The 20,350-nt window shown below is 54.5% G+C and carries 19 protein-coding genes; 12 read left to right on the top strand and 7 right to left on the bottom strand.

Going from position 1 to position 20,350, the window contains the following annotated elements:
* Positions 1–40 precede the first annotated feature (40 nt).
* On the top strand, positions 41–808 hold the full coding sequence (gene cobS, locus IMCC3135_RS25135) for an adenosylcobinamide-GDP ribazoletransferase (RefSeq protein WP_088920096.1): 768 nt from the start codon (positions 41–43) through the stop codon (positions 806–808).
* Positions 799–1,449: a histidine phosphatase family protein gene (locus tag IMCC3135_RS25130; RefSeq protein WP_157736263.1), complete on the top strand. Its 651-nt coding sequence runs from the start codon at positions 799–801 to the stop codon at positions 1,447–1,449. The genes cobS and IMCC3135_RS25130 overlap by 10 nt, the downstream gene beginning before the upstream one ends.
* On the opposite strand, the gene IMCC3135_RS25125 is transcribed toward IMCC3135_RS25130, so the two are convergent.
* Positions 1,430–2,386, bottom strand: coding sequence for a hydrolase (locus IMCC3135_RS25125; protein WP_157736262.1), 957 nt, complete (start codon positions 2,384–2,386; stop codon positions 1,430–1,432). The two genes, IMCC3135_RS25130 and IMCC3135_RS25125, sit on opposite strands and share 20 nt — an antisense overlap.
* Before the next feature lie 97 nt (positions 2,387–2,483).
* On the opposite strand from IMCC3135_RS25125, the gene surE reads away from it, so the two are divergent.
* From surE to rpoS, 4 genes are all read left to right on the top strand, one after another.
* Positions 2,484–3,233, top strand: coding sequence for a 5'/3'-nucleotidase SurE (gene surE / locus IMCC3135_RS25120; protein WP_088920093.1), 750 nt, complete (start codon positions 2,484–2,486; stop codon positions 3,231–3,233).
* Between the two features lie 26 nt (positions 3,234–3,259).
* The gene (locus IMCC3135_RS25115) at positions 3,260–3,901 is read left to right on the top strand and encodes a protein-L-isoaspartate(D-aspartate) O-methyltransferase (protein WP_472343594.1); all 642 of its coding nucleotides are present in this window, start codon (positions 3,260–3,262) and stop codon (positions 3,899–3,901) included.
* Between the two features lie 87 nt (positions 3,902–3,988).
* Positions 3,989–4,993, top strand: coding sequence for a peptidoglycan DD-metalloendopeptidase family protein (locus IMCC3135_RS25110; protein WP_088920092.1), 1,005 nt, complete (start codon positions 3,989–3,991; stop codon positions 4,991–4,993).
* A gap of 144 nt (positions 4,994–5,137) precedes the next feature.
* Complete coding sequence (rpoS, locus tag IMCC3135_RS25105; RefSeq protein WP_088920091.1) at positions 5,138–6,124, top strand: RNA polymerase sigma factor RpoS; 987 nt, start codon at positions 5,138–5,140, stop codon at positions 6,122–6,124.
* 118 nt (positions 6,125–6,242) lie between these two features.
* Here the strand turns inward: rpoS and IMCC3135_RS25100 are convergent, their stop codons facing one another.
* Positions 6,243–6,629: an Mth938-like domain-containing protein gene (locus IMCC3135_RS25100; protein WP_088920090.1), complete on the bottom strand. Its 387-nt coding sequence runs from the start codon at positions 6,627–6,629 to the stop codon at positions 6,243–6,245.
* 68 nt (positions 6,630–6,697) lie between these two features.
* Here IMCC3135_RS25100 and IMCC3135_RS25095 point away from each other — a divergent pair, with 68 nt between their 5' ends.
* Both IMCC3135_RS25095 and thrC read left to right on the top strand, forming a co-directional pair.
* Positions 6,698–8,029 carry a homoserine dehydrogenase gene (locus IMCC3135_RS25095; RefSeq protein WP_088920089.1) on the top strand — a complete coding sequence of 444 codons (1,332 nt, stop codon included), beginning with the start codon at positions 6,698–6,700 and terminating at the stop codon, positions 8,027–8,029.
* A gap of 103 nt (positions 8,030–8,132) precedes the next feature.
* The gene (gene thrC / locus IMCC3135_RS25090) at positions 8,133–9,275 is read left to right on the top strand and encodes a threonine synthase (RefSeq protein ID WP_088920088.1); all 1,143 of its coding nucleotides are present in this window, start codon (positions 8,133–8,135) and stop codon (positions 9,273–9,275) included.
* Positions 9,276–9,350: 75 nt separating this feature from the next.
* Here thrC and aat read toward each other — a convergent pair whose 3' ends face one another.
* From aat to trxB, 3 genes are all read right to left on the bottom strand, one after another.
* A complete protein-coding gene (gene aat, locus IMCC3135_RS25085) occupies positions 9,351–10,052 on the bottom strand; it encodes a leucyl/phenylalanyl-tRNA--protein transferase (RefSeq protein WP_088920087.1) in 702 nt (233 codons plus the stop codon).
* Positions 10,053–10,058: 6 nt separating this feature from the next.
* Positions 10,059–11,315, bottom strand: coding sequence for a GNAT family N-acetyltransferase (locus tag IMCC3135_RS25080; protein ID WP_157736261.1), 1,257 nt, complete (start codon positions 11,313–11,315; stop codon positions 10,059–10,061).
* 105 nt (positions 11,316–11,420) lie between these two features.
* Positions 11,421–12,380, bottom strand: a complete 960-nt coding sequence (gene trxB, locus IMCC3135_RS25075) for a thioredoxin-disulfide reductase (protein ID WP_088920085.1) — start codon at positions 12,378–12,380, stop codon at positions 11,421–11,423.
* A gap of 184 nt (positions 12,381–12,564) precedes the next feature.
* Between trxB and IMCC3135_RS25070 the strand changes: the two genes are divergently transcribed.
* From IMCC3135_RS25070 to IMCC3135_RS25055, 4 genes are all read left to right on the top strand, one after another.
* Complete coding sequence (locus IMCC3135_RS25070; RefSeq protein ID WP_205737706.1) at positions 12,565–15,588, top strand: DNA translocase FtsK; 3,024 nt, start codon at positions 12,565–12,567, stop codon at positions 15,586–15,588.
* 224 nt (positions 15,589–15,812) lie between these two features.
* Positions 15,813–16,499 (top strand): outer membrane lipoprotein periplasmic chaperone LolA, encoded by a 687-nt coding sequence (gene lolA, locus IMCC3135_RS25065; RefSeq protein ID WP_088920084.1) that lies wholly within the window; start codon positions 15,813–15,815, stop codon positions 16,497–16,499.
* Positions 16,489–17,826, top strand: a complete 1,338-nt coding sequence (locus tag IMCC3135_RS25060; protein WP_088920083.1) for a replication-associated recombination protein A — start codon at positions 16,489–16,491, stop codon at positions 17,824–17,826. Before lolA ends, IMCC3135_RS25060 begins: the two co-directional genes overlap by 11 nt.
* Before the next feature lie 90 nt (positions 17,827–17,916).
* The gene (locus IMCC3135_RS25055; RefSeq protein ID WP_088920082.1) at positions 17,917–18,423 is read left to right on the top strand and encodes a GNAT family N-acetyltransferase; all 507 of its coding nucleotides are present in this window, start codon (positions 17,917–17,919) and stop codon (positions 18,421–18,423) included.
* On the opposite strand, the gene queG is transcribed toward IMCC3135_RS25055, so the two are convergent.
* Positions 18,418–19,488: a tRNA epoxyqueuosine(34) reductase QueG gene (gene queG, locus IMCC3135_RS25050; protein ID WP_088920081.1), complete on the bottom strand. Its 1,071-nt coding sequence runs from the start codon at positions 19,486–19,488 to the stop codon at positions 18,418–18,420. The two genes, IMCC3135_RS25055 and queG, sit on opposite strands and share 6 nt — an antisense overlap.
* 3 nt (positions 19,489–19,491) lie before the next feature.
* Positions 19,492–20,307, bottom strand: a complete 816-nt coding sequence (locus IMCC3135_RS25045) for a cupin domain-containing protein (protein WP_088920080.1) — start codon at positions 20,305–20,307, stop codon at positions 19,492–19,494.
* Positions 20,308–20,350: the final 43 nt, after the last annotated feature.

Here is a 20,350-nt window from a genome sequence, read left to right as displayed (position 1 = left end):
GAAGGGCTTTGACAGCCACTGCACTGGCAGGCAGAACGTTGTGGGGGAGCTAAGTGCTCTGGCCACGGCCACCATGTTTCTTACGCGTCTGCCCACCGGCAAGCTCGCCAGCGGCGAGCCTGCCGAGCTGGCTCGTTCCAGCCGTTATTTTCCAGTCGTGGGTTTCGGTATCGGCGTGTTGCTGGCTACGTGCCTGGCGCTCTTGCTCAAGGTGTTTCCTGCATCAGTAGCCTTGGGTCTCATGTTGCTGCTGTCGATACGTCTGACAGGGGCATTCCATGAAGATGGGCTGGCAGATGTGGCTGACAGTGCCGGGGCTTTCCAGATTGATCGCAAGCTTGAGATCATGCGAGATAGCCGGGTTGGAACATACGGTTCGCTTGCGCTGATCTTGCTGGTGTTGATCAAGCTGCTGAGTTTGTGGGAGCTGGTACAGCTGGATGTCAGATGGTGTCTCTGTGCGCTGGTGGCAGCCCATGTTCTGAGTCGCTGGAGCAGTGTCTGGTTGATGGTGTTCGTGCCCTATGCCCGCCCTGAAGCTGCCAACAAGGTGGTGGCAGAAGGCGTCACTCTGCGACGACTGGTTGAAAGCACACTTCTGGCAGCCCTGCTGCTGATCCTGCTGGCATATTGGGTGTCGCCTGCGATTCTGTTTTTACTGCCAGTGGCTTGGCTGGTTACGGTGCTGGCCGGACGGCATTTCGAGAAAACCTTTGGAGGAATTACCGGTGATTGTCTGGGTGCGACCAACCAGTTGGTCGAGGTAGCGGTCTACCTGAGCGTGCTGGGGGTCTTGTCGTGGCATTGAGAACACTCGATCTGATACGCCATGGTCACACCGTCTGGCATGACAATGGTGGTGTCGCTGGTCGATCGGACATTGCATTATCTGAAAGAGGAGGTGAGGCTGTTGTGTTGCTGGCTGAGGGGCTGGGTCCTGACTGGCACGTAGACGCCTGGTATTGCAGCCCTTTGCAGCGGACCCGTGAAACCTTGGCGCTGTTGCGTCAACGGCAACTATCCTTGAAGCCCGAAGCTGCCTCGGGTTTTCCCGATATCATGTTTGATGAGCGTCTGGTGGAACTTGATTTTGGCGATTGGGAAGGTCTTACCTGGTCGCAGGTACACGAACAGCATGAAGAGCGAATGCGCGAGTGGGGAGAGGACTGGGTCAACCGATCGCCACCCAATGGCGAAACATTCGCCCAACAGGCGCAACGCTGTGGCAACTGGCTGCAGGAGGTTCAAGCGAGCCTGGCAGGAGATTCCATGCAGTCAGCGGTGGCGGTTCTGCACGGTGGCAGTATTCGAGCGCTGATGTGTCTATGTCTGGGCTGGCCTTTGTCACGAGCCATGGATTTTCGCGTGGACCCGGCAACGCTTTGCAGGCTGGAGTATTCGACGAGTGGTGAATGGATGGTTCGGACCATCAATTCCCAGACTGTCTGAAGCTGTCCAGAACACCAGCCACATGAGAGTCCAGCCAGCGTTTGCGACCATCAAGAAAACCAACATGGCCGCCTTTACTCGATAGCTCCATAGTTGTATTGTTACTTAACTCATCTGCTTCTGGCAGTATTGCTGGCGTGAAAAAGGGATCGTCCGACGCCCCCAGTATATGCGTAGGTATGTCAATTGCCGGTAGAAACTGACGAGCACTGCAGCGCTGGTAATAATCATTTGCGTCCTTGAAGCCGTGCAAAGGCGCGGTGATGGCGTCATCGAATTTCCAAAGACTGTCAAGTGCGTCGCTTGCGACGGGTAGCCCCAGATCGGGATAGAGAATACGCTTGTATTCATGTTGTCTGCGCATCAGCCTGAGCAAATGCCTCTGGTACAGCCTTGCAGTTCCCCGATTGAGCTTGTTGGCCCCTTCTTGCAATACCAGAGGTGGAGAGACAGCCATGGCACCTGACAGAGGTGAGTGCGAGCCTGATTCGCCCAGGTATTTGAGTAAGGCATTGGCACCTAGGGAATAGCCAAGCCCATAGAGACGGGTATTCGGGAATCGCTGCGACAGATAGTTGACGAACCAGTCGATATCGTCGCTGGCACCGGAGTGGTATGCGCGTTTCAGACGGTTGGGCTCGCCACTGCATCCGCGCCAATGCATTAATGCCGGGCGGAATCCGGCTTGTTGCAATGTCTGGAAGACGCCGCGGATATAGCTGCTATTCACGCTGCCGGCCAGGCCATGGAAGATCGCCACGAGCTCTCCAGGATGCCTGCCCAGATTGATATCCAGAAAGTCACCGTCAGGTAGCTCAAGGCGCTCATGGTCGGATTCGACCGGCGCTGGCTTGAGGCACTGACTGGCAATGATTGTCTGTAAATGAGGGTTGCTTAACCAGCCCGGAGGGGAAAAACTGCTTTGGATAATCGACATGCGTTTCATTTTATTGCAATTTCGCAGTTGCTTAAATGCCAATGCGGACTAAATTTACTGTTAATTAACTACAACTACATGTAAAGAAAACCCTCTCATGCGGATTCTCATTGCGAACGACGACGGATATCTCTCCCCCGGTATTCGAGCACTGCATGAGTCGATGAAGACGCTGGGGATAGCCACTATTGTTGCTCCCGACAGGAATCGCAGTGGTGCCAGCAACTCGTTGACATTATCGCATCCCGTGCATGCGCGCCGGCATGAGGCAGATATTTATTCGCTGGAAGGAACCCCTACTGACTGCGTGAATATAGCGCTCAGCGGTCTGCTGGACGAGTCGCAGGACATGGTCGTCAGCGGCATTAATGACGGGCCCAATATGGGGGACGATGTTTTGTATTCAGGGACAGTTGCAGCCGCTATCGAAGGGCGGCATCTGGGGCATCCAGCGCTGGCGATATCGATGGCCTCGCATGAGCCGCAGCACTATGCAACTGCCGCGCGGGTCGCCCGCAATCTGGTTGCTCATTTGAAAGAGGTGCCATTGCCGATGGACACCATACTCAACATCAATGTGCCGGATCTTCCCTTTGATGAGCTGGCGGGTTTGCGTGCGACACGATTAGGAACCCGGCATCCGTCCAAGCAATCGATTAAACAACTGAGCCCACGGGGTGAAACCGTTTTCTGGATTGGTGCTGCCGGAGACGTTGCCGATGATGGCCCGGGCACTGATTTTGGCGCAGTGCGAGACGGCTATGTGTCAGTCACGCCACTGCAGATTGATTTGACGCGTCTTGACAGTGTGTCGCCTGTTGGTATGTGGTTGGAGAGTCTGTTGTGATCGCCAGCGCTGAGCAGATTGCCGGTATCGGTTTTACGTCTCAGCGAACCCGGACGCGTATGGTGAAGCGTTTGAAAGAGTGTGGCATCAGGAATGAACAATTGCTGGAGGTCATGGCAGCCGTGCCGCGTCATCTGTTTGTGGATGAAGCCATCTCGACCCGTGCCTATGATGATGTTGCGCTTCCCATCGGTGAAGGGCAGACCATTTCCCAGCCCTTTGCTGTCGCACGCATGACAGAAATACTGTTGGAGGATGGTCCGATTGAGCGAGTTCTGGAGGTCGGAACGGGATCAGGTTACCAGGCGGCAGTTCTGTCACAACTGGTAGAAGCTGTTTTTACGGTCGAGAGAATACGCACTCTGCTTGATCGGGCGAGGCGGCGATTTCGCGCTTTGCAATATCGAAATATCCATACCCGCTACAGTGACGGTGGTTGGGGTTGGTCCGGCCATGGTCCATACGATGGCATCATGGTAACGGCCGCGCCAGAGTCCATACCCGAGCCGCTGCTGGAACAGTTGGCCATTGGTGGGCGGATGATCGTGCCGGTCGGAGAGCAGGGCGGTACGCAGTCTTTGACTATCATTACGCGAACCCATCAAGGTTTTAGTCGACGCCAGGAGCACGATGTGAATTTTGTTCCCTTTCTCTCTGGTAAGTCCTGAATAGCCAACTAGACTCTGTAATCGCGAACAGATCCCTGTCAGCCGCCTCGGCGCTCTGGCAAAGACAACTGCATTATCGAGTGACCCATGAAGCCTTTGCAACGAGTTTGCTGCTTATCCATTCTGACTCTTGCTGTCACGGCATGTGGCACCGTGCCGCGAGTCGAAGAGAGCCTGAATCGTCTGGACCTTGGTTCTGAAACCTACGTCGTGCGTGCTGGTGACACATTGGAATCCGTCGCATTCAGGTACAAGTTGTCACCTAATGAGCTGGCAGCCCTGAATCCGAATGTCGGACGGTACTTTTCCACGGGCACGCATATCAATATCCGGTCAGCATCCCGGGCTACGCAGAACTATCAATCCAAGTCGGCCTGGGCAGTGCCTGAAGAAAAGCCAGACGTTCAGATTCCTCGCCAGGATGAGGCTGTGGTTTCACGGGCTGAAACGCCCAAAGCGGTACCTGAGCGTCGTTACGAACAGGAGCCCAATCGCTCAGTGTTCACTCCAGGTGTCAGTGCCGTGGTCTCGGACGTCAATTTGCTGAGTCCGCGTAAAGCCTACCGACGCGATGACCTGCCCGCCAGAGAGGCCGAGTACATGCAGCAACGCGACCCACAGCCTGGGTATGCACCTCGAGAGGTTGTTGAGGAGGAATATACCGGTGGACAGGATAGTGCGGGCAGTAGCGCTGTGGTCAGTGAGCAGCTGCAATCTCTGGTTGGTCGCTGGACCTGGCCAACAGAAGGGCAGGTGGCGCGAGGTTTTTCACCGATTCAGGAAGGTCGGCACGGTGTCGATATTGCCGGCATACCCGGACAGCCCGTTGTGGCAGTCAAGGATGGCACCGTGGCGTACTCGGGCAAAGACCCCAGCGGTGCCGGAAATCTCATCATAGTCAGGCATGAGGATTCTCTGCTCACGGCCTATTCTCACGCCAGAGACCTGTATGTTGCCGAAAATGACACCGTAAGAGCCGGCGATCCCATCGGAACACTGGGATGGAATGCACAACAGGAGTCCGTACTGCGTTTCGAGGTGCGGCAAAATGGTAATTCACTGAATCCTATGGACTTCCTGTCTGTACGGTAAGGTTAGATCTGCCTTAAAGCTTTCCCGAGTCTGTCAGTCAAGTAACAGTGTCCTGTATGAAACAAACGTGAAACCGGTGAATTTGCATTAGCAAAGTGAGCTAAGTTCCTTTAATATCTAAAAAAAACGGCAAGAGAGTGTCTCATGACACAACATTGGGGAAACTTCACGATGACCACTGACGACCGCGACGGGTGGAACCGACGCGGAGCTGACAGTGCTTCATCTTCAACGACAAACGATGACGACGCGAGCGAGAAGATCACAGCGAGCAAGTTGCGTGATGGCTCCCGCAAGGAGATGGATGCCACCAGGCTCTATCTGAAGGAAATCGAGCATTCAGAGCTGTTGAATGCTGATGAAGAAAAAATGTACACCCGATTGGCTCAGAAAGGTTGTGAGAAATCTCGCGCCAAGATGATCGAGTGTAACTTGCGGCTTGTGGTGAAGATAGCGCGCCGCTACATGAATCGCGGTCTGGCTTTGCTTGATCTTATTGAAGAGGGCAATCTGGGACTGATTCATTCGGTCGAAAAATTCGATCCGGAACGTGGCTTTCGATTTTCCACGTATGCCACATGGTGGATTCGTCAGACAATCGAACGGGGTCTGATGAATCAGACACGCACCATTCGACTGCCCATTCATGTCGTCAAGGAGATGAATGTCTACATCAAGGCAGAGCGTCGACTGCAGCAATCGCTGGATCGTGAGCCGACCGCAGAAGACATTGCGGTCCTGACTGAGCGTCCTGTTGAAGATGTAATGCGACTGTTGAGCCTGAGAGACCGGGTATCTTCGGTGGATGTGGCGATTGGCAAGGATGGCGAGCGGCCATTGCTGGACATCATTCCTGATGAGAACAATGTCGATCCGTCCATGGTGTTACAAGATGAATCAGTCAATTCTCATATCAACGAGTGGCTGTTAAAGCTTGAATCCAAGCAGCGCGAGGTTCTGGTGCGTAGATTCGGGCTGCACGGACACGAAAAGTCAACGCTTGAAGAGGTCGGACAGGAGCTGGGTGTGACTCGTGAGCGCGTCAGGCAGATACAGATGGAAGCCTTGAAACGTTTGCGTCGTATTCTGGAAGGCAGTGGCTATTCTGCTGAAAATCTGTTCCTGGCATGATGTATTGAGCAAAGCTCGATCAAGAGCGGTCACGCGGTGGCGCACTCTCCACAGATAGCAAAAACGGCGCTCTATAGCGCCGTTTCTGTTTGTATCAGGTCAGTCTGACGGGTGCCAGTCACTCCTCAATCTGAATCAGCGCTGCAGCAACCGGTCGATATTCGTTCACCAGAACACTGTAGGTGCGACAGGCTGCACGAGTGTTCATCACTTCCAGAGCGATGCCATGTTCTCGAAGTTCGCTGATCAGAGAAAAATCGGGGAATATGTGCAGATGCCCGGAGCCCAGTAAAACAATCTCGGGGCGTACCGCTTCCACGTCGTCGAGAATCGGCGCAAAATGAGCGATTGTCAGTGATTTCAGATCGCCGGAAAACCAGTCCTCTATTATCCGGGTGCGGGTTATCAGGATGTTGCTACGAAAGTCCTGACCGTTGATACCCAGCACCCCCTTTCCATAATTGCTGATCAGGTTTTGATCAGAAGTCTCTAGATGCATTTTCATCACGTTATAATAGTCGTCCCGAGCCCGGGTGAACACCTGTAAGGCTCAATCAAAGGCAGGAGATTTTCTTGAAACCGGTAACGATTGGCTTGTTAGGACTGGGCACGGTGGGGCAGGGTGTGGCCAATATCCTGACTCGCAACGCCGCTGAAATTGAGCGACGTACCGGGCGGTCCATTCGCCTGACGCGTGCAGCAGTGCGCAACAAGGCCAAAGCCGAAGCGCTGAACCTGGGTATTGACATCACCACCGATGCTCAAAGCCTGGTCAGTGATCCGGATATTGATATTGTGTGCGAGGCCATGGGAGGCGATGACCCCGCCCTGTCTTTGCTGCATAGCGCCATCGCAAATGGCAAACATGTGATTACGGCCAACAAGGCGCTGATCGCCGTGCATGGTAATGAGCTGTTCCGGGCTGCCAGTGAAAAAGGCGTAACGATTGCCTTCGAATCTGCAGTTGCTGGCGGCATACCGATCATCAAGGCCTTACGGGAAGGTCTGACAGCCAATCGAATCGAATGGCTGGTCGGTATCATCAATGGCACAGGTAACTTCATCCTGAGTGAAATGGCAGAAAAAGGACGCACCTTTGATGATGTACTGGCAGAAGCTCAAGAACTGGGATATGCCGAAGCTGACCCGACATTTGATGTTGAAGGCATCGATGCGGCGCATAAGCTGGCCATCATGGCATCGGTTGCGTTTGGTATGCCTCTGCAGTTCGATGCGGTTTATACCGAAGGGATCAGTCAGATCACACGTGAAGATGTCGAGTTTGCAGAAGAATTGGGATACCGGATCAAGCATCTGGGAGTGGCTCGTCGTCGCAAGGAAGGGGTTGAGTTGCGTGTGCACCCGACGCTGATACCGGAGCGACGTCTGCTTGCCAATGTCAATGGCGTCATGAATGCGATCGTGGTGCACGGTGATGCCGTCGGCCCCACTTTGTATTATGGTGCCGGTGCCGGCTCAGAGCCCACCGGGTCAGCCATGGTGGCAGACATTATCGATGCGGTTCGCTGCCTGGATGCCGATCCAGCACACCGTGTACCGACACTGGCCTTCCAGCCAGATGCACTGACACCACATGTCATGCTCGACACGGCAAACTATCAGTCTGCCTACTACCTGCGCTTGCATGCTCTGGATCAACCCGGTGTCCTGGCAACGGTTACCGATATATTCGGCAAGCTGGGTATCAGTATCGAAGCCATTTTGCAGAAAGAGCCCGAGATGGTTGGTGAATTGTCGGATGACTCCATCGAGGTGCCGAATGTGCCGATTATCTTGCTGACCCGCAGGGTGCGAGAAGGTTTGATCGAGACAGCCATTGAGCGAATCGAGGCACTTTCAACGATTACTCAGCCAGTCACCCGCATCCGCGTGGAGTCTCTCTAACTTGTCTTGGCAGGTGCGTTGAAAACCGTCATATTGCCGCTACCCTAACTATCGTCACTCACACAGAAAATACCGGATCTGTCCGGTATCAGAGTCACTCATCATGTCTGCAACTCAAAACCGCGCTGCCCACTACACAGGGCTGATCGATCGCTATCGCGATCGCCTGCCTGTCAGCGACAAAACGCCCGTGATTTCGCTCAATGAAGGCGATACGCCTCTCATTCGGCTCGTCAATCTGCCGCGTGAGCTGGGTATTGATGTCGAGATCTACGTCAAGTACGAAGGGCTGAACCCGACAGGCTCGTTCAAGGATCGTGGCATGACCATGGCTGTGAGCAAAGCTGCAGAGGAGGGTGCAAAGGCCATCGTTTGCGCCTCTACGGGCAATACTTCAGCCGCCGCCGCCGCTTATGCAGCTCGAGCCGGCATGACTGCCTTCGTACTCATTCCCGAAGGCAAGATTGCAATGGGCAAGCTGGCTCAGGCGATAGCGCACGGTGCAGTCGTGCTGCAAATCAAGGGTAACTTTGATGACGGCATGCGTCTGGTGAAGGAAGTCGCGGGTGAAGCACCGGTAGCTATTGTCAATTCAATCAACCCGTATCGTTTGCAGGGGCAGAAAACCGGCGCCTTCGAAATCGTTGAAGCACTGGGGCGTGCGCCTGACTATCACTGTATTCCAGTGGGCAATGCCGGCAATATTTCAGCTTACTGGATCGGTTACAGCGAAGCTTGCGGAAAAAGTACGGCTTCTTGCACTCTTTACAGCGGTGCAGAGAATTGTCCCTATGTGAATACTGCGATGACCGACAAGCGACCTGTGATGGTCGGTTACCAGGCTGACGGTTCAGCGCCCTTCATGCGGGGTGCCCCCGTCGAGAATCCGGAAACTCTGGCAACTGCCATCCGTATCGGTAACCCGCAAAGCTGGGATTTGGCACAGGCTGCTGTCAATGAATCCGGTGGCTGGTTTGACGAGGTCAGTGATGATGAGCTGCTTGCCACGCAGGCTCTGCTGGCACGCAAGGAAGGTATTTTTTGTGAGCCGGCGTCCGCAGTCTCGCTGTGTGGAGCGCTTCGGGATGTCAAATCAGGACTGATACCAGCCGGCAGTCTGATTACTTGTACGTTGACAGGTCATGGCCTCAAGGATCCGGATATTGCCATCCGAGGTCAGGAAGCCGTGCAGACTGTCGAAGCTGAGCTGGGAGCAGTTAAAGCGGCCATTCTGGCGCATATCTGAGTCGTCGGCCAGCTCTGACAGACAGCCACTGCCGGTCGTATTTTTGCGATCGGCAGTGTATGAGAGAGCCTGTAATCAGGCCGTAGAGGATCGCGGCGATTCAGGCAGGTGGGACTCGGCTGGAAAATCGCCATACTCGTTAAGCAGGTGCAGGTAATGTTCTCGCTTGATGGTGGTTGCCCCCATGCTGGCCAGGTGAGGTGTTTCCAACTGACAGTCGATCAGCTTGTACTTGCCCGATGTGGCCAGGTGGGCGAGAGCCACCTTGGAGGCATCGCGCTCGGTTGAGAACATGGACTCGCCTACAAATACCCGACCCATCCTGATTCCATAGAGTCCACCGACCAGTTGGTGGCCCATCCAGACTTCCAGTGAATGGGCAATGCCGAGCGTATTCAGATGGCAATAGGCAGCCATCATCTCATCGGTGATCCAGGTTCCTGAGCTGCCTTTGCGAGGTGCGCCGCAGCGGCGCATGATTTCCCGGTACGCCAGGTTTTCTGTCACTTCATAGCGGCCCTGGCGAATGGTCTTGCCCAGGCTTCGCGAAATCTTTATATCGTCAGGCCAGATTACGCAGCGTGGATCAGGAGACCACCACAGAATAGGCTCGCCCGCCTCGAACCAGGGAAATACGCCCGCACGATAAGCTGCCAGCAAACGTCTTTCACTCAGGTTGCCGCCCGCCATCAACAAGCCGTTGGGCTCGATTAACGCGGTGCAGGTTGCTGGGAACGGCGTTACATCGTCATCCGGGGCCAGGAACGGAATGGGCATAAGTTGCTACAGGGAGAGGGTCTCAGCCTTGAACGGTAACAAATTGGTGAGTCCGGCGCATCTTTGTTCAACGTGGGGGCGCTCTTCAGACAAGAAGGCGGCAATGGCATCACGGAACGCCGGGTGCTGGATGTAGTGTGCAGAGTGAGTAATGGATGGCACAAAGCCACGGGTGATCTTGTGCTCACCCTGGGCTCCGGGTTCGAAATTCTGAATTCCCCTGGCGATGCAGAATTCGATTCCCTGGTAGTAACAGGCTTCAAAATGCAATGAGTTGAATTCTTTGCGACAGCCCCAGAAGCGGCCATACAAGGTATGAGTGCCAACAAACATGATGGAACAGGCGACCGGCCATTCCGGCTCTTCATCCGAGTCGTCGTAGGCAAATACAATCAGTACCTGATCGCCCATTTTATCGCCGATGGTTTCAAAAAATGCTTGCGTTAACGAGGGGTTGCCCCATTTTCGATCGAATGTAGAGGCATAAAACTGGTGCACCCAGTGCCATTCGGCATCGCTCAGCGAGCTTCCGGAGCGTTGTTCCAGGCGTATGCCCGCATCACTGACATGGCGTCTTTCTCTGCGAATGGTCTTGCGTCGTCGAGAGGTGCATCGAGACAGAAAGTCATCGAAATCCGAGTAGCTGTCGTTGTGCCAGTGATATTGGCAATCGATGCGACGCAGATGATCGTCGGCGATGTTTGTCGATGCTGAAACGGTGTCATCATCGGCTGGTTTTTCTTGCTCACGGCTGGCAGGTGCCGGCTCTCTTGCTGACAACAAGCGGCTTTCACGTTCAGTGAGAAACAGGTAATGCACGCCGGAAAAACGCTGTGATTCGGCAAACTGTCGTATAGCGCCTGCCATAAGCAGAACGGTTTGCTCATAGGGTTGATCTGCACGGACCAGTAGTCGTTGACCGGTTGCAGGGGTGAAGGGGATGCTGGATACCAGCTTGGGGTAGTAATCCATCTGATTGCGTTCATAGGCTTCAGCCCAGGCCCAGTCAAAGACAAACTCGCCATACGAGTTGGTTTTGATATACGCGGGGACAGCGCCAAGCAGTTCACGCGATTCGTCATCAGAGGACCACAACAGAAAATAGCGTGGATACCAGCCGGTTGCATCGCCCAGGCAGCCGCTTGCATCGAGTGTGTGCAGAAACTCGTGGCGCAAGAACGGATTACCGTCCTCACACAGAGCGTTCCACTTCTCGCTGCTGATCTCTGCCAAAGAATCGCGTACTTCTATCTGAAGGTTCATGCTTTTGCCAGGGTCTTGCTTTTCATGCATAACTCACGTGCTGGTAACACCCGGCCGGAGGCGAGTGTTACCAGCATGTGAGAGCCGGACTAGCTCAGTTCTTGTTCAAGCTGTCTGCAGGGCTTCCAGGAAACGTTCAGCATCCAGTGCGGCCATGCAGCCAGTACCGGCAGATGTGATTGCCTGGCGATAGACATGATCCATAACGTCACCTGCTGCAAAAACACCGGCTACACTGGTCGCTGTTGCATTACCCGAACTGCCTCCGTGTACGCTCAGATAACCGCCTTGCATTTCAAGCTGATCCGTGAAGAGGCTGGTATTGGGGCTGTGCCCAATGGCAATGAACACACCCAGCAAGTCGATATCTTCGGTCGCACCAGTCTCCGTATGACGAATACGCATGCCGGTCACCCCTGACTGGTCACCCAATACTTCATCCAGCGTATGGTCCCAGACGATGCGGATATTGCCGGTACGCTCTTTTTCGAATAGACGATCTTGCAGGATTTTTTCTGCGCGCAGTGAGTCGCGACGATGTACCAGTACCACTTCGCTACAGATATTGGATAAATAGAGGGCCTCTTCCACCGCCGTATTGCCGCCACCGATTACCGCCACCTTCTTCTGGCGGTAGAAAAAACCGTCGCAGGTTGCGCAAGCTGATACACCGCGGCCCTTGAATGCCTCTTCAGATGGGAGTCCCAGATACATGGCACTGGCACCAGTGGCAATAATCAGCGAATCACAGGTATAGCTACCAGTGTCACCTGTTAGTTGTAACGGTCGGGTGGAGAAATCCACCGACTGAATATGATCACTGATGATTTCTGTTTCGAAGCGTTCGGCATGTTGCTTGAAGCGCTCCATTAATTCTGGTCCCTGCACACCGAGTGCATCAGCGGGCCAGTTATCGACGTCTGTGGTGGTGGTCAATTGTCCACCCGGCTCCATGCCAGCGACCAGTACGGGATTCAGATTGGCTCTGGCCGCATAGACGGCAGCGGTGTAACCGGCAGGTCCCGATCCCAGAATGAGCAGTTTGCAATGACGAGTTTGAGTCATGAGTCTTTGGTTTATCTGTCAGTGTTACAGGAAATCAGGAAGGGAATACTACCCGTAAACGTAGCGATAGCGGCAGGTGTGGCCGCGGGCGTCTGCTACACTTTTGGTTCTGGCGAGCATTAATGTGGTATTGGATCGCGATTTCACAACGCCCTCACTCTCGGTAAAGTCAGGACAAGTATTTTTGGCACAAGTTACCAAAAAGCGCGCGGCAGTGGCACGTCGCAAAAAAGCGCCCGTTGCCCGCAAGGCCAATGGCAGCAAGAGTGCAAGTCGAGTTGCCAGCCGTCGTGCTACGGCTACCCGACGAACAGCGGGGCAAGCGGAAGGCAAAGGCAAGCCAACGGCTGCCAGCACCCGCGCCGCAGCCAGCGCTCACCTGTCTGATACCCGGACACTGGGTCATATGGGCAGGTTGTTTCGTGAGGTAGGGGGCATTGTCTGTGTGTTTGCCGCCCTCATCGCCTTGCTGGCACTGACAAGTTTCAATGCCAGTGACCCTGGCTGGTCGCACACGGGCGGCGGTGAGCCCATTCAAAACAGCGTCGGCAGGGTAGGGGCCTGGTTTGCAGATGTCTCTTTATCCTTGTTCGGCTACATGGCGTATCTGTTGCCGTTGGTGCTGGGTATCAGTGGCTGGTTACTGTTTCGTGATGAGCGTCGCGTTCTCAATGCCTACCGTCCTTTTGCCTTTGTTCGCCTGATCGGTGTCATTTTGATGCTGGCTAGTGCCAGTGGCTTGGCCGATTTGCATTTTGGTGTGCCAGAAGGAGCCTTGCCAGACAATATCTTTGGCGGCGGCATTCTGGGAACCGCGGTTGCCTGGAGGCTGGTGGGGTTTCTGCATCATCTGGGTACCACCTTGCTGCTACTGGCCATATTTTTCAGCAGTCTGACGCTGGCCTTTGGCACCTCGTGGTTGCAATTGATCGAAATGCTCGGTGGTGCAGTCGTTGGGTTTTTCGAAAGGCTCAAGGGCGGCTTTCGCTCTATGGGGGAGTCGCATGCCGAACAGGCCAGAGTCAGGTCTGCAGATCGTGCACGCGAAGCGCATCTGCGTCATCGTGAACGTGAGGCTGCGCTGGCAAGCCGGCGGCGATCTCAGCCCGCAGAAGCACCTGTTGCAAGTACACCGGAACGCAAAAGAGCCGAGCGCCGCGCACCGGAACGTCCGGTTCGAGTCCCTGAACTTGATCCACTGATGGATATCGATGCCGAGAACCCACCTCGTACAGGTCTGGCGGCAGCATTGGCAACTGCTCGAGAGAAAGCGCTGGCAGGTACTCAGGTGGCTACTGGAGCTGCCAAGAGTGCAGCAGCCCGGAGCAACAGGGCTGGTCCCTCGCACAGTGCTCGCATGGATGCTCTGGACAGATCGTTAGGGGAGGCCGATCCACTGCTGGGTGAAGCTGATCCATTATTGAATGATCCCTATGCAATAGAGCCTCCGGTCTATCAGGCCCCGCCAGAGCAGATCGTTGCCGAAGCACCTGTTGCGAGCAAGCCCAGAGCCAGAAAAAGCCCGAAAGTCGAGGATATACCGGTAACCCCGGAGCAGCTCAAGGTTGCCTCGGTAACAACAGCACCACTTGCTCATGAGACCGTGTTGCCCACCGTCGATCCGATGCGCAAGAAAAAAATCGCCATCAAACCGCGTGTCGAAGAGCACAAGCAAACCAAGCTGTTTCTGGATGTACCTGATACAGACTTGCCGCCAATATCTCTTCTGGATGCGCCGGAGCCACAACAACCGGGTTTTTCCGAAGAAGACCTGGAAGCGCTGTCACGCTTGCTGGAACAAAAGCTGGCCGAGTTCCGCATTACCGTCGAAGTGGTTGCCGTTCATCCGGGGCCCGTCATTACGCGTTTCGAAATGCAGTTGGCCCCCGGTATCAAGGCGAGCCGCATTACCGGCCTGTCGCAGGATATTGCCCGCTCGATGTCGCTGGTCAGTGTGCGAGTAGTCGAAGTCATCGCCGGTAAATCTACTATCGGTATCGAGGTGCCAAACGATCACCGAGAGATTGTGCAGCTGAGCGAAATGTTGCAATCGCCGCAGTACATCGAAAAGAAATCTCCTCTGACACTGGCACTGGGCAAGGACATCAGTGGCGAATCAGTCACCGCGGATCTGGGGCGTATGCCGCATTTGCTGGTGGCTGGTACAACCGGTTCTGGTAAATCTGTAGCGGTCAACGCGATGTTGATCAGCCTGCTATACAAGGCCACTGCGAAAGATGTGCGACTGATTCTGATTGATCCGAAGATGCTGGAATTGAATGTCTATGATGGCATCCCGCATCTGCTGGCACCGGTTGTTACGGATATGAAAGAGGCTGCCAATGCCTTGCGTTGGTGTGTGGGCGAGATGGAACGGCGCTATACGGTCATGGCAGCGCTGAAAGTTCGTAACATTGCCGGCTACAACAAGAAGGTCAATGATGCAATAAAGGCAGGCACGCCGATTGTCGACCCTTTGTACGATCCGCAGCTTTCACTGACACCGTCGGCAGCGCCGCCAACGCTGGAACCAATGCCATTTATCGTGGTGGTGGTCGACGAATTTGCCGATATGATGATGCAGGTGGGCAAGAAGGCAGAAGAGCTGATTGCCCGTATTGCGCAAAAGGCTCGAGCCGCAGGTATCCATCTGATACTGGCCACTCAGCGCCCTTCGGTCGATGTCATTACCGGTTTGATCAAGGCGAATGTACCGACACGAATTGCCTTTCAGGTGTCATCCAAAATCGATTCACGCACCATCCTTGATCAGGGCGGTGCCGAGTCTCTGTTGGGTCATGGAGACATGCTTTATCTGCCGCCGGGTACGGCTTTGCCCGTGCGCGTACATGGCGCCTTTGTCGATGATCACGAGGTGCAGAATGTCGTTGCACATATCAAACTGACGGGTGAGCCTAACTATATCGAAGAAATTCTGCAGGAAAACACAGTGTCGATACCCGGCTTGTCGGGTGGTGATGGCGACGGTGGTGGTGATGAAATGGATGCGCTGTACGATCAGGCGGTCGGTATTGTTCTGGAATCTCGCAAGGCCTCCATCTCCTATGTGCAGCGACGTTTGAAAATCGGCTATAACCGGGCTGCCAGAATGGTTGAAGAAATGGAGTCAGCCGGTGTTGTCAGTCAGGTAACGTCCAGTGGTACTCGTGAAGTGCTGGCGCCGCCTCCGACCCACGGTCACCACTAAGAGACCCTCCGGGAATAGGCTGATCCAGCGATCGCTATTCTCGGGCAGTCACCTGGACTCAGACATTGATGGTCCCTTGCAGTGCCGATTATCAGCCCTATTATTGCTGACGGTAAGGCTTACCGGCGAGCGGGTAGGGGAACAACCGCCTGTTAGTGTCGTCAAGGTAGACTGAGCGTTCACCATCCGAAGTCGAACGGCGCAGCCCGAACAGGATTTGTTACATGCACCTCCCAATTTTTATGCTTGGCCGTCAGTTGCAATCCGTCTATCGGCGACCTGCCGTGTTGATGACAGTGATTGTTACACTGATTCTGCTTTTACCCGTGCGCGCTGTGCAGGCAGATATTGGCATGGAGCAGCTGGACAGCTTTATCAAGGATGTCGAAACCTTCCAGGCAGATTTCGAGCAGACCCAATACGATGCCGACTCAGTTCCGCTGCAGACTAGTACGGGCACCATCAAGCTCAAGCGACCGGGTCGGTTCATCTGGTCCTACATCACTCCCGAGACGCAAGAGATAGTCGCTGATGGCGAACGTATCTGGCTTTATGACAAGGACCTGGAACAGGTAACCGTCAATGCTATCGATGAGCGCATCGCCGGCACGCCACTGGTTTTGCTGATGCGCTCTGCACCGCTTGAAGACGCTTTCGATATTGTCGAACTGGGGGCTGTCGAGGCCATAAACTGGCTGGAGCTGACACCCAAATCCGACACATCCGACTTTGAGCAAATATTCATTGGCATGAATGAGGCGGGGCTGGCGGCCATGGAGTTGCGAGACAATTTCGGGCAGGCCACGCAGATACGTTTCAGTGATTTTCAGGCAGGCGTCAAGCTGGATAATGCCCTGTTCGAGTTCCAGGTACCCGATGGTGTCGATGTGATAGGTCTCAATGACTACTAGTGGCCAATTGTTCAGTGCCGACGACTCGGTACGACCGTTAGCCGATAGATTGCGGCCAGTGACGCTGGCCGAATTTTCCGGCCAGTCCCATCTGCTCAGTGCGGATAGCACTCTGAGGCAGGCGCTGGAACACAACAGATTGCATTCCATGGTGTTCTGGGGGCCGCCGGGCACCGGCAAGACGACTCTGGCACGCATGATCGCCAGTCACTGTGACGCCCATTTCATGAGCCTGTCTGCAGTGCTCTCGGGCGTCAAGGATATACGTGACAAGGTCAAGGAAGCCCGCGATCGGCTTGATACGCAAGGGCAGCGCAGTGTGCTGTTCGTGGATGAGGTACACCGCTTCAACAAGTCACAGCAAGACGCGTTTTTACCTCATATCGAGGATGGTACTTTGTATTTTGTGGGAGCAACGACGGAGAACCCTTCGTTCGAACTCAACAATGCATTACTGTCACGAGTTCGTGTGTATGTACTGAAGCATCTTGAAAATACGGATATAAGGGCCGTTATCGATCGTGCCTTGAGCGATGTGGAACGCGGTCTTGGCGCGATTGATATACAGATGGATGATCAATACCGGGACCTGCTTGCTGCCACCGCTGACGGTGATGCCAGGCATGCACTGGTATTGCTTGAACTGGCTGCCGATTGCGCGCGACGTGAAGGGGAGGCGCGCATCATTGACGAGGCGGTGATTCGGGAAGTCACCAGAGATTCATTTCGTCAGTTTGATAAAGGCGGAGATCATTTCTATGATCAGATTTCGGCGCTACATAAATCGATGCGTGGCTCGGATCCGGACGCGGCTCTGTATTGGTTCTGTCGCATGATCGATGGCGGCTGCGATCCGCGTTATATTGCCAGGCGCGTGTTGCGCTTTGCATCGGAAGATATTGGAAATGCTGACCCTCGCGCGTTTCAGCACGCTCAATATGCCTGGGATGCCTACACCAAGCTGGGCAGTCCCGAAGGCGAACTTGCCATTGCTCACGCTATTGTGTTCATGAGCTGCGCACCCAAGAGCAACGCGGTCTATAAGGCGTTTAAATCGGCCATGGCCTTTGTCAGGGAAAACGGCAATCAGCCGGTACCCATGAGTTTGCGCAATGCTCCCACGAAACTGATGGGTGAACTGGGGCATGGAGATGGCTATCGTTATGCACATGATGAAGTTGACGGCTTTGCTGCTGGTGCGCATTATTTTCCAGATACGATAGAGGCTGTCAGGTTCTACGAGCCGGTCGAAAGAGGGCTGGAGATTCGTATCGGTGAGCGTTTGAATGACTTGCGCAGTCGCAATGCCCAGGCGAAAAAGCGCTAGTCACAGGAGCCTTGTTCAACATTTGCGTAATGCTATTTACTGCATACGCTATAGTGGTTGGCAGGAATCGATCATACGCAGAGGTTTGCAATGTCTGAATACGAATTGCTGTCAGAAGGAATCACGTTCTCCGTCGCACAGTGGGAAGATGCCAGGGATTGTGAAGCGGTGATTGATCTACTGGATGATTACGCGCGTGACCCCATGGGTGGTGCGGCCGCATTAAGTGATTATGCCCGGCAGAATCTGGTGCAAACTCTGGCCAGCATGCCCGGCGCCTTTTCCGTGATTGGACGGCAGGATGACAAGCCAGTCGCGCTGGCTAATTGTTTCACTAGTCTGTCCACGTTTGCCTGCAAACCGCTGATCAATATTCATGATCTGTCGGTTGTCTTTGATGCTCGCGGCCGAGGTGTTGGCCAGCGCTTGTTGTCCTTCATTGAAGATGAAGCGCGAAGTCGCGGGGCTTGCAAGGTCACTCTTGAAGTTCTGACCGGCAATGAGCTGGCCCGACGCTCCTATGAGCGTTTCGGATTCACGGCCTACACGCTGGATGAATCGACCGGGCATGCCATCTTTCTGCAAAAAGCACTATAGGGTCAGGGCTGTTTGCTGGAGTGCCCAAGTGACATGTTCACGAATGATCTCAGAGGGATCGTTGCTGCGTGACTCAAGCGCGGCAATGACATCTGTTGTCGCAGGCGCATTGCCCAGAGCGATTGCAATATTGCGAATCCAGCTCTCGTGGCCAATTCTGTAGATCGGGCTGCCAGCCATGCGTGACTTGAAATCCTGTTCAGACCAGCGGAACAAAGCCGTCAACGAGGGGCTGTCCAACTGGTTGCGGACGTTGAAATCCTCCTCAAGAGTATCCTTGCTGAATTTGTTGAACGGGCAGACCAGCTGGCAGTCATCGCAGCCGTAGATGCGATTGCCCATGGCCTTTCTGAATTCAATCGGAATAGTGCCCTTCAGCTCTATGGTCAGATACGAGATGCAGCGTCTGGCATCAACCCGATAAGGCGCAACAATGGCATCAGTTGGACAGGCCTGAATGCAGGCCGAGCAGCTGCCACAATGCGAGCGAGGCAGTGGCTCATCTATCGGTAGAGGCAAGTCGGTATACAACTCTCCCAGAAAAAACCAGCTCCCTGCTTTGCTGGAAAGCAGATTGCTGTGCTTGCCAATCCAGCCCAGGCCGGCTTTTTCTGCCAGCGCCTTTTCAAGTACTGGAGCGCTGTCGACAAATGCCCGATAGCCAAAGGCGCCGTATTGCTCACTGATCAATTGTGCAAGCTTTTGCAGTCGGTTCCGAAGCACCTTGTGGTAGTCACGACCCAGGGCGTAGCGCGAAACGTATCCGAGCGAGGGGTCTGCCAGTACGGATTCGGCATCTGCACTATCTGGCGGATAGTAATCGAGGCGTACAGATATGATGCGTATGGTCCCGGGTAGCAGGTCAGCGGGTCGCGAGCGGCGGGTCCCATGACGCTGCATATAGTCCATTTCGCCATGGAAGCCGGCATCGAGCCAGTTCAGCAGGTGGGTCTCATGAGTGTCAAGTTGGGTATCGGTTATCGCGCAATGCGACAAGCCTAGCTCTGCGGCGCTTTTCTTGACAAAGCTGGCAAGCTCTGCGGGCGCCTCGGTAATAGTAGCCATCACTCACTGAATATCGTCAGGTGTGGTGAAATGTCCGTTTTTGTAATAAAGCACCGTGCCTTTGTCTGCCTGCCAGGATTGCCAGGTGGCAACCGGATTGCGTATCCAGCTGCCTGCCGGATAATGCCCTTCATCATCATACAGATTACCTTTGAGCACCAGCACTTCCTCACCCATCGGGTCCAGGCGCGGTTTGATAGGGGTCGATTCATCCCATTGAATCAACATGACGTTACCTGTGCCATGACCATGTAATGGCAATACCCGTGTGCCCTCGGCAGGCCCGGGTAACCAGCGCGTCGGGTCGGCAGTTGCAATCCGGCGTTGCTCCGTATCGCTGGTCAGCATCTGTCCTGCCGCGACATACAGCAGAGCATCTTCGAGCGCTTCGGGTACGACCGATGTCCCACTATTGCAAATCTGTGGTGCATCTGTGCAGCGAATGGTCAGTTCCTGTAAATGGTGATCTTCAGTCAGAGGCAGACGCAGATACAGTCCCGCCGGGTAGACACCCATGGATGATTCCAGTTCGCCGCGCTGGACCAGAACTTCCAGGTCAGGGTTATCTCCCAATAGGGCGGGAGAGTGCAGGGCATTGAGCCGGATCTGACCTGTCAGGCGTGGTCTGCTACCGGGTATGTACTCCAGCACACGAAGCTCAACGCCCTCGATCTGGGTTGAGCGCCACCGGGAATGCTGCGGCAAGCTGACTACGCGTTGCTCGAAATCCTCATTCAAGGCAGGTATTTCTCGGGTAAACCACCAGGGTAGTTCGAGTCCCGGTTTGATCCGGTTCAGATAATCTTGTTGCTGAGTCATGGTTGCGCCACTGTATACCGCAAACTGTTGATGAGGTTAACGG

It is taken from the genome of Granulosicoccus antarcticus IMCC3135 (assembly GCF_002215215.1).
Taxonomy (GTDB): domain Bacteria; phylum Pseudomonadota; class Gammaproteobacteria; order Granulosicoccales; family Granulosicoccaceae; genus Granulosicoccus; species Granulosicoccus antarcticus.
The sequence above is the reverse complement of the archived record's forward strand: the minus strand, read 5'-3'. Positions and strand labels throughout refer to the sequence as shown.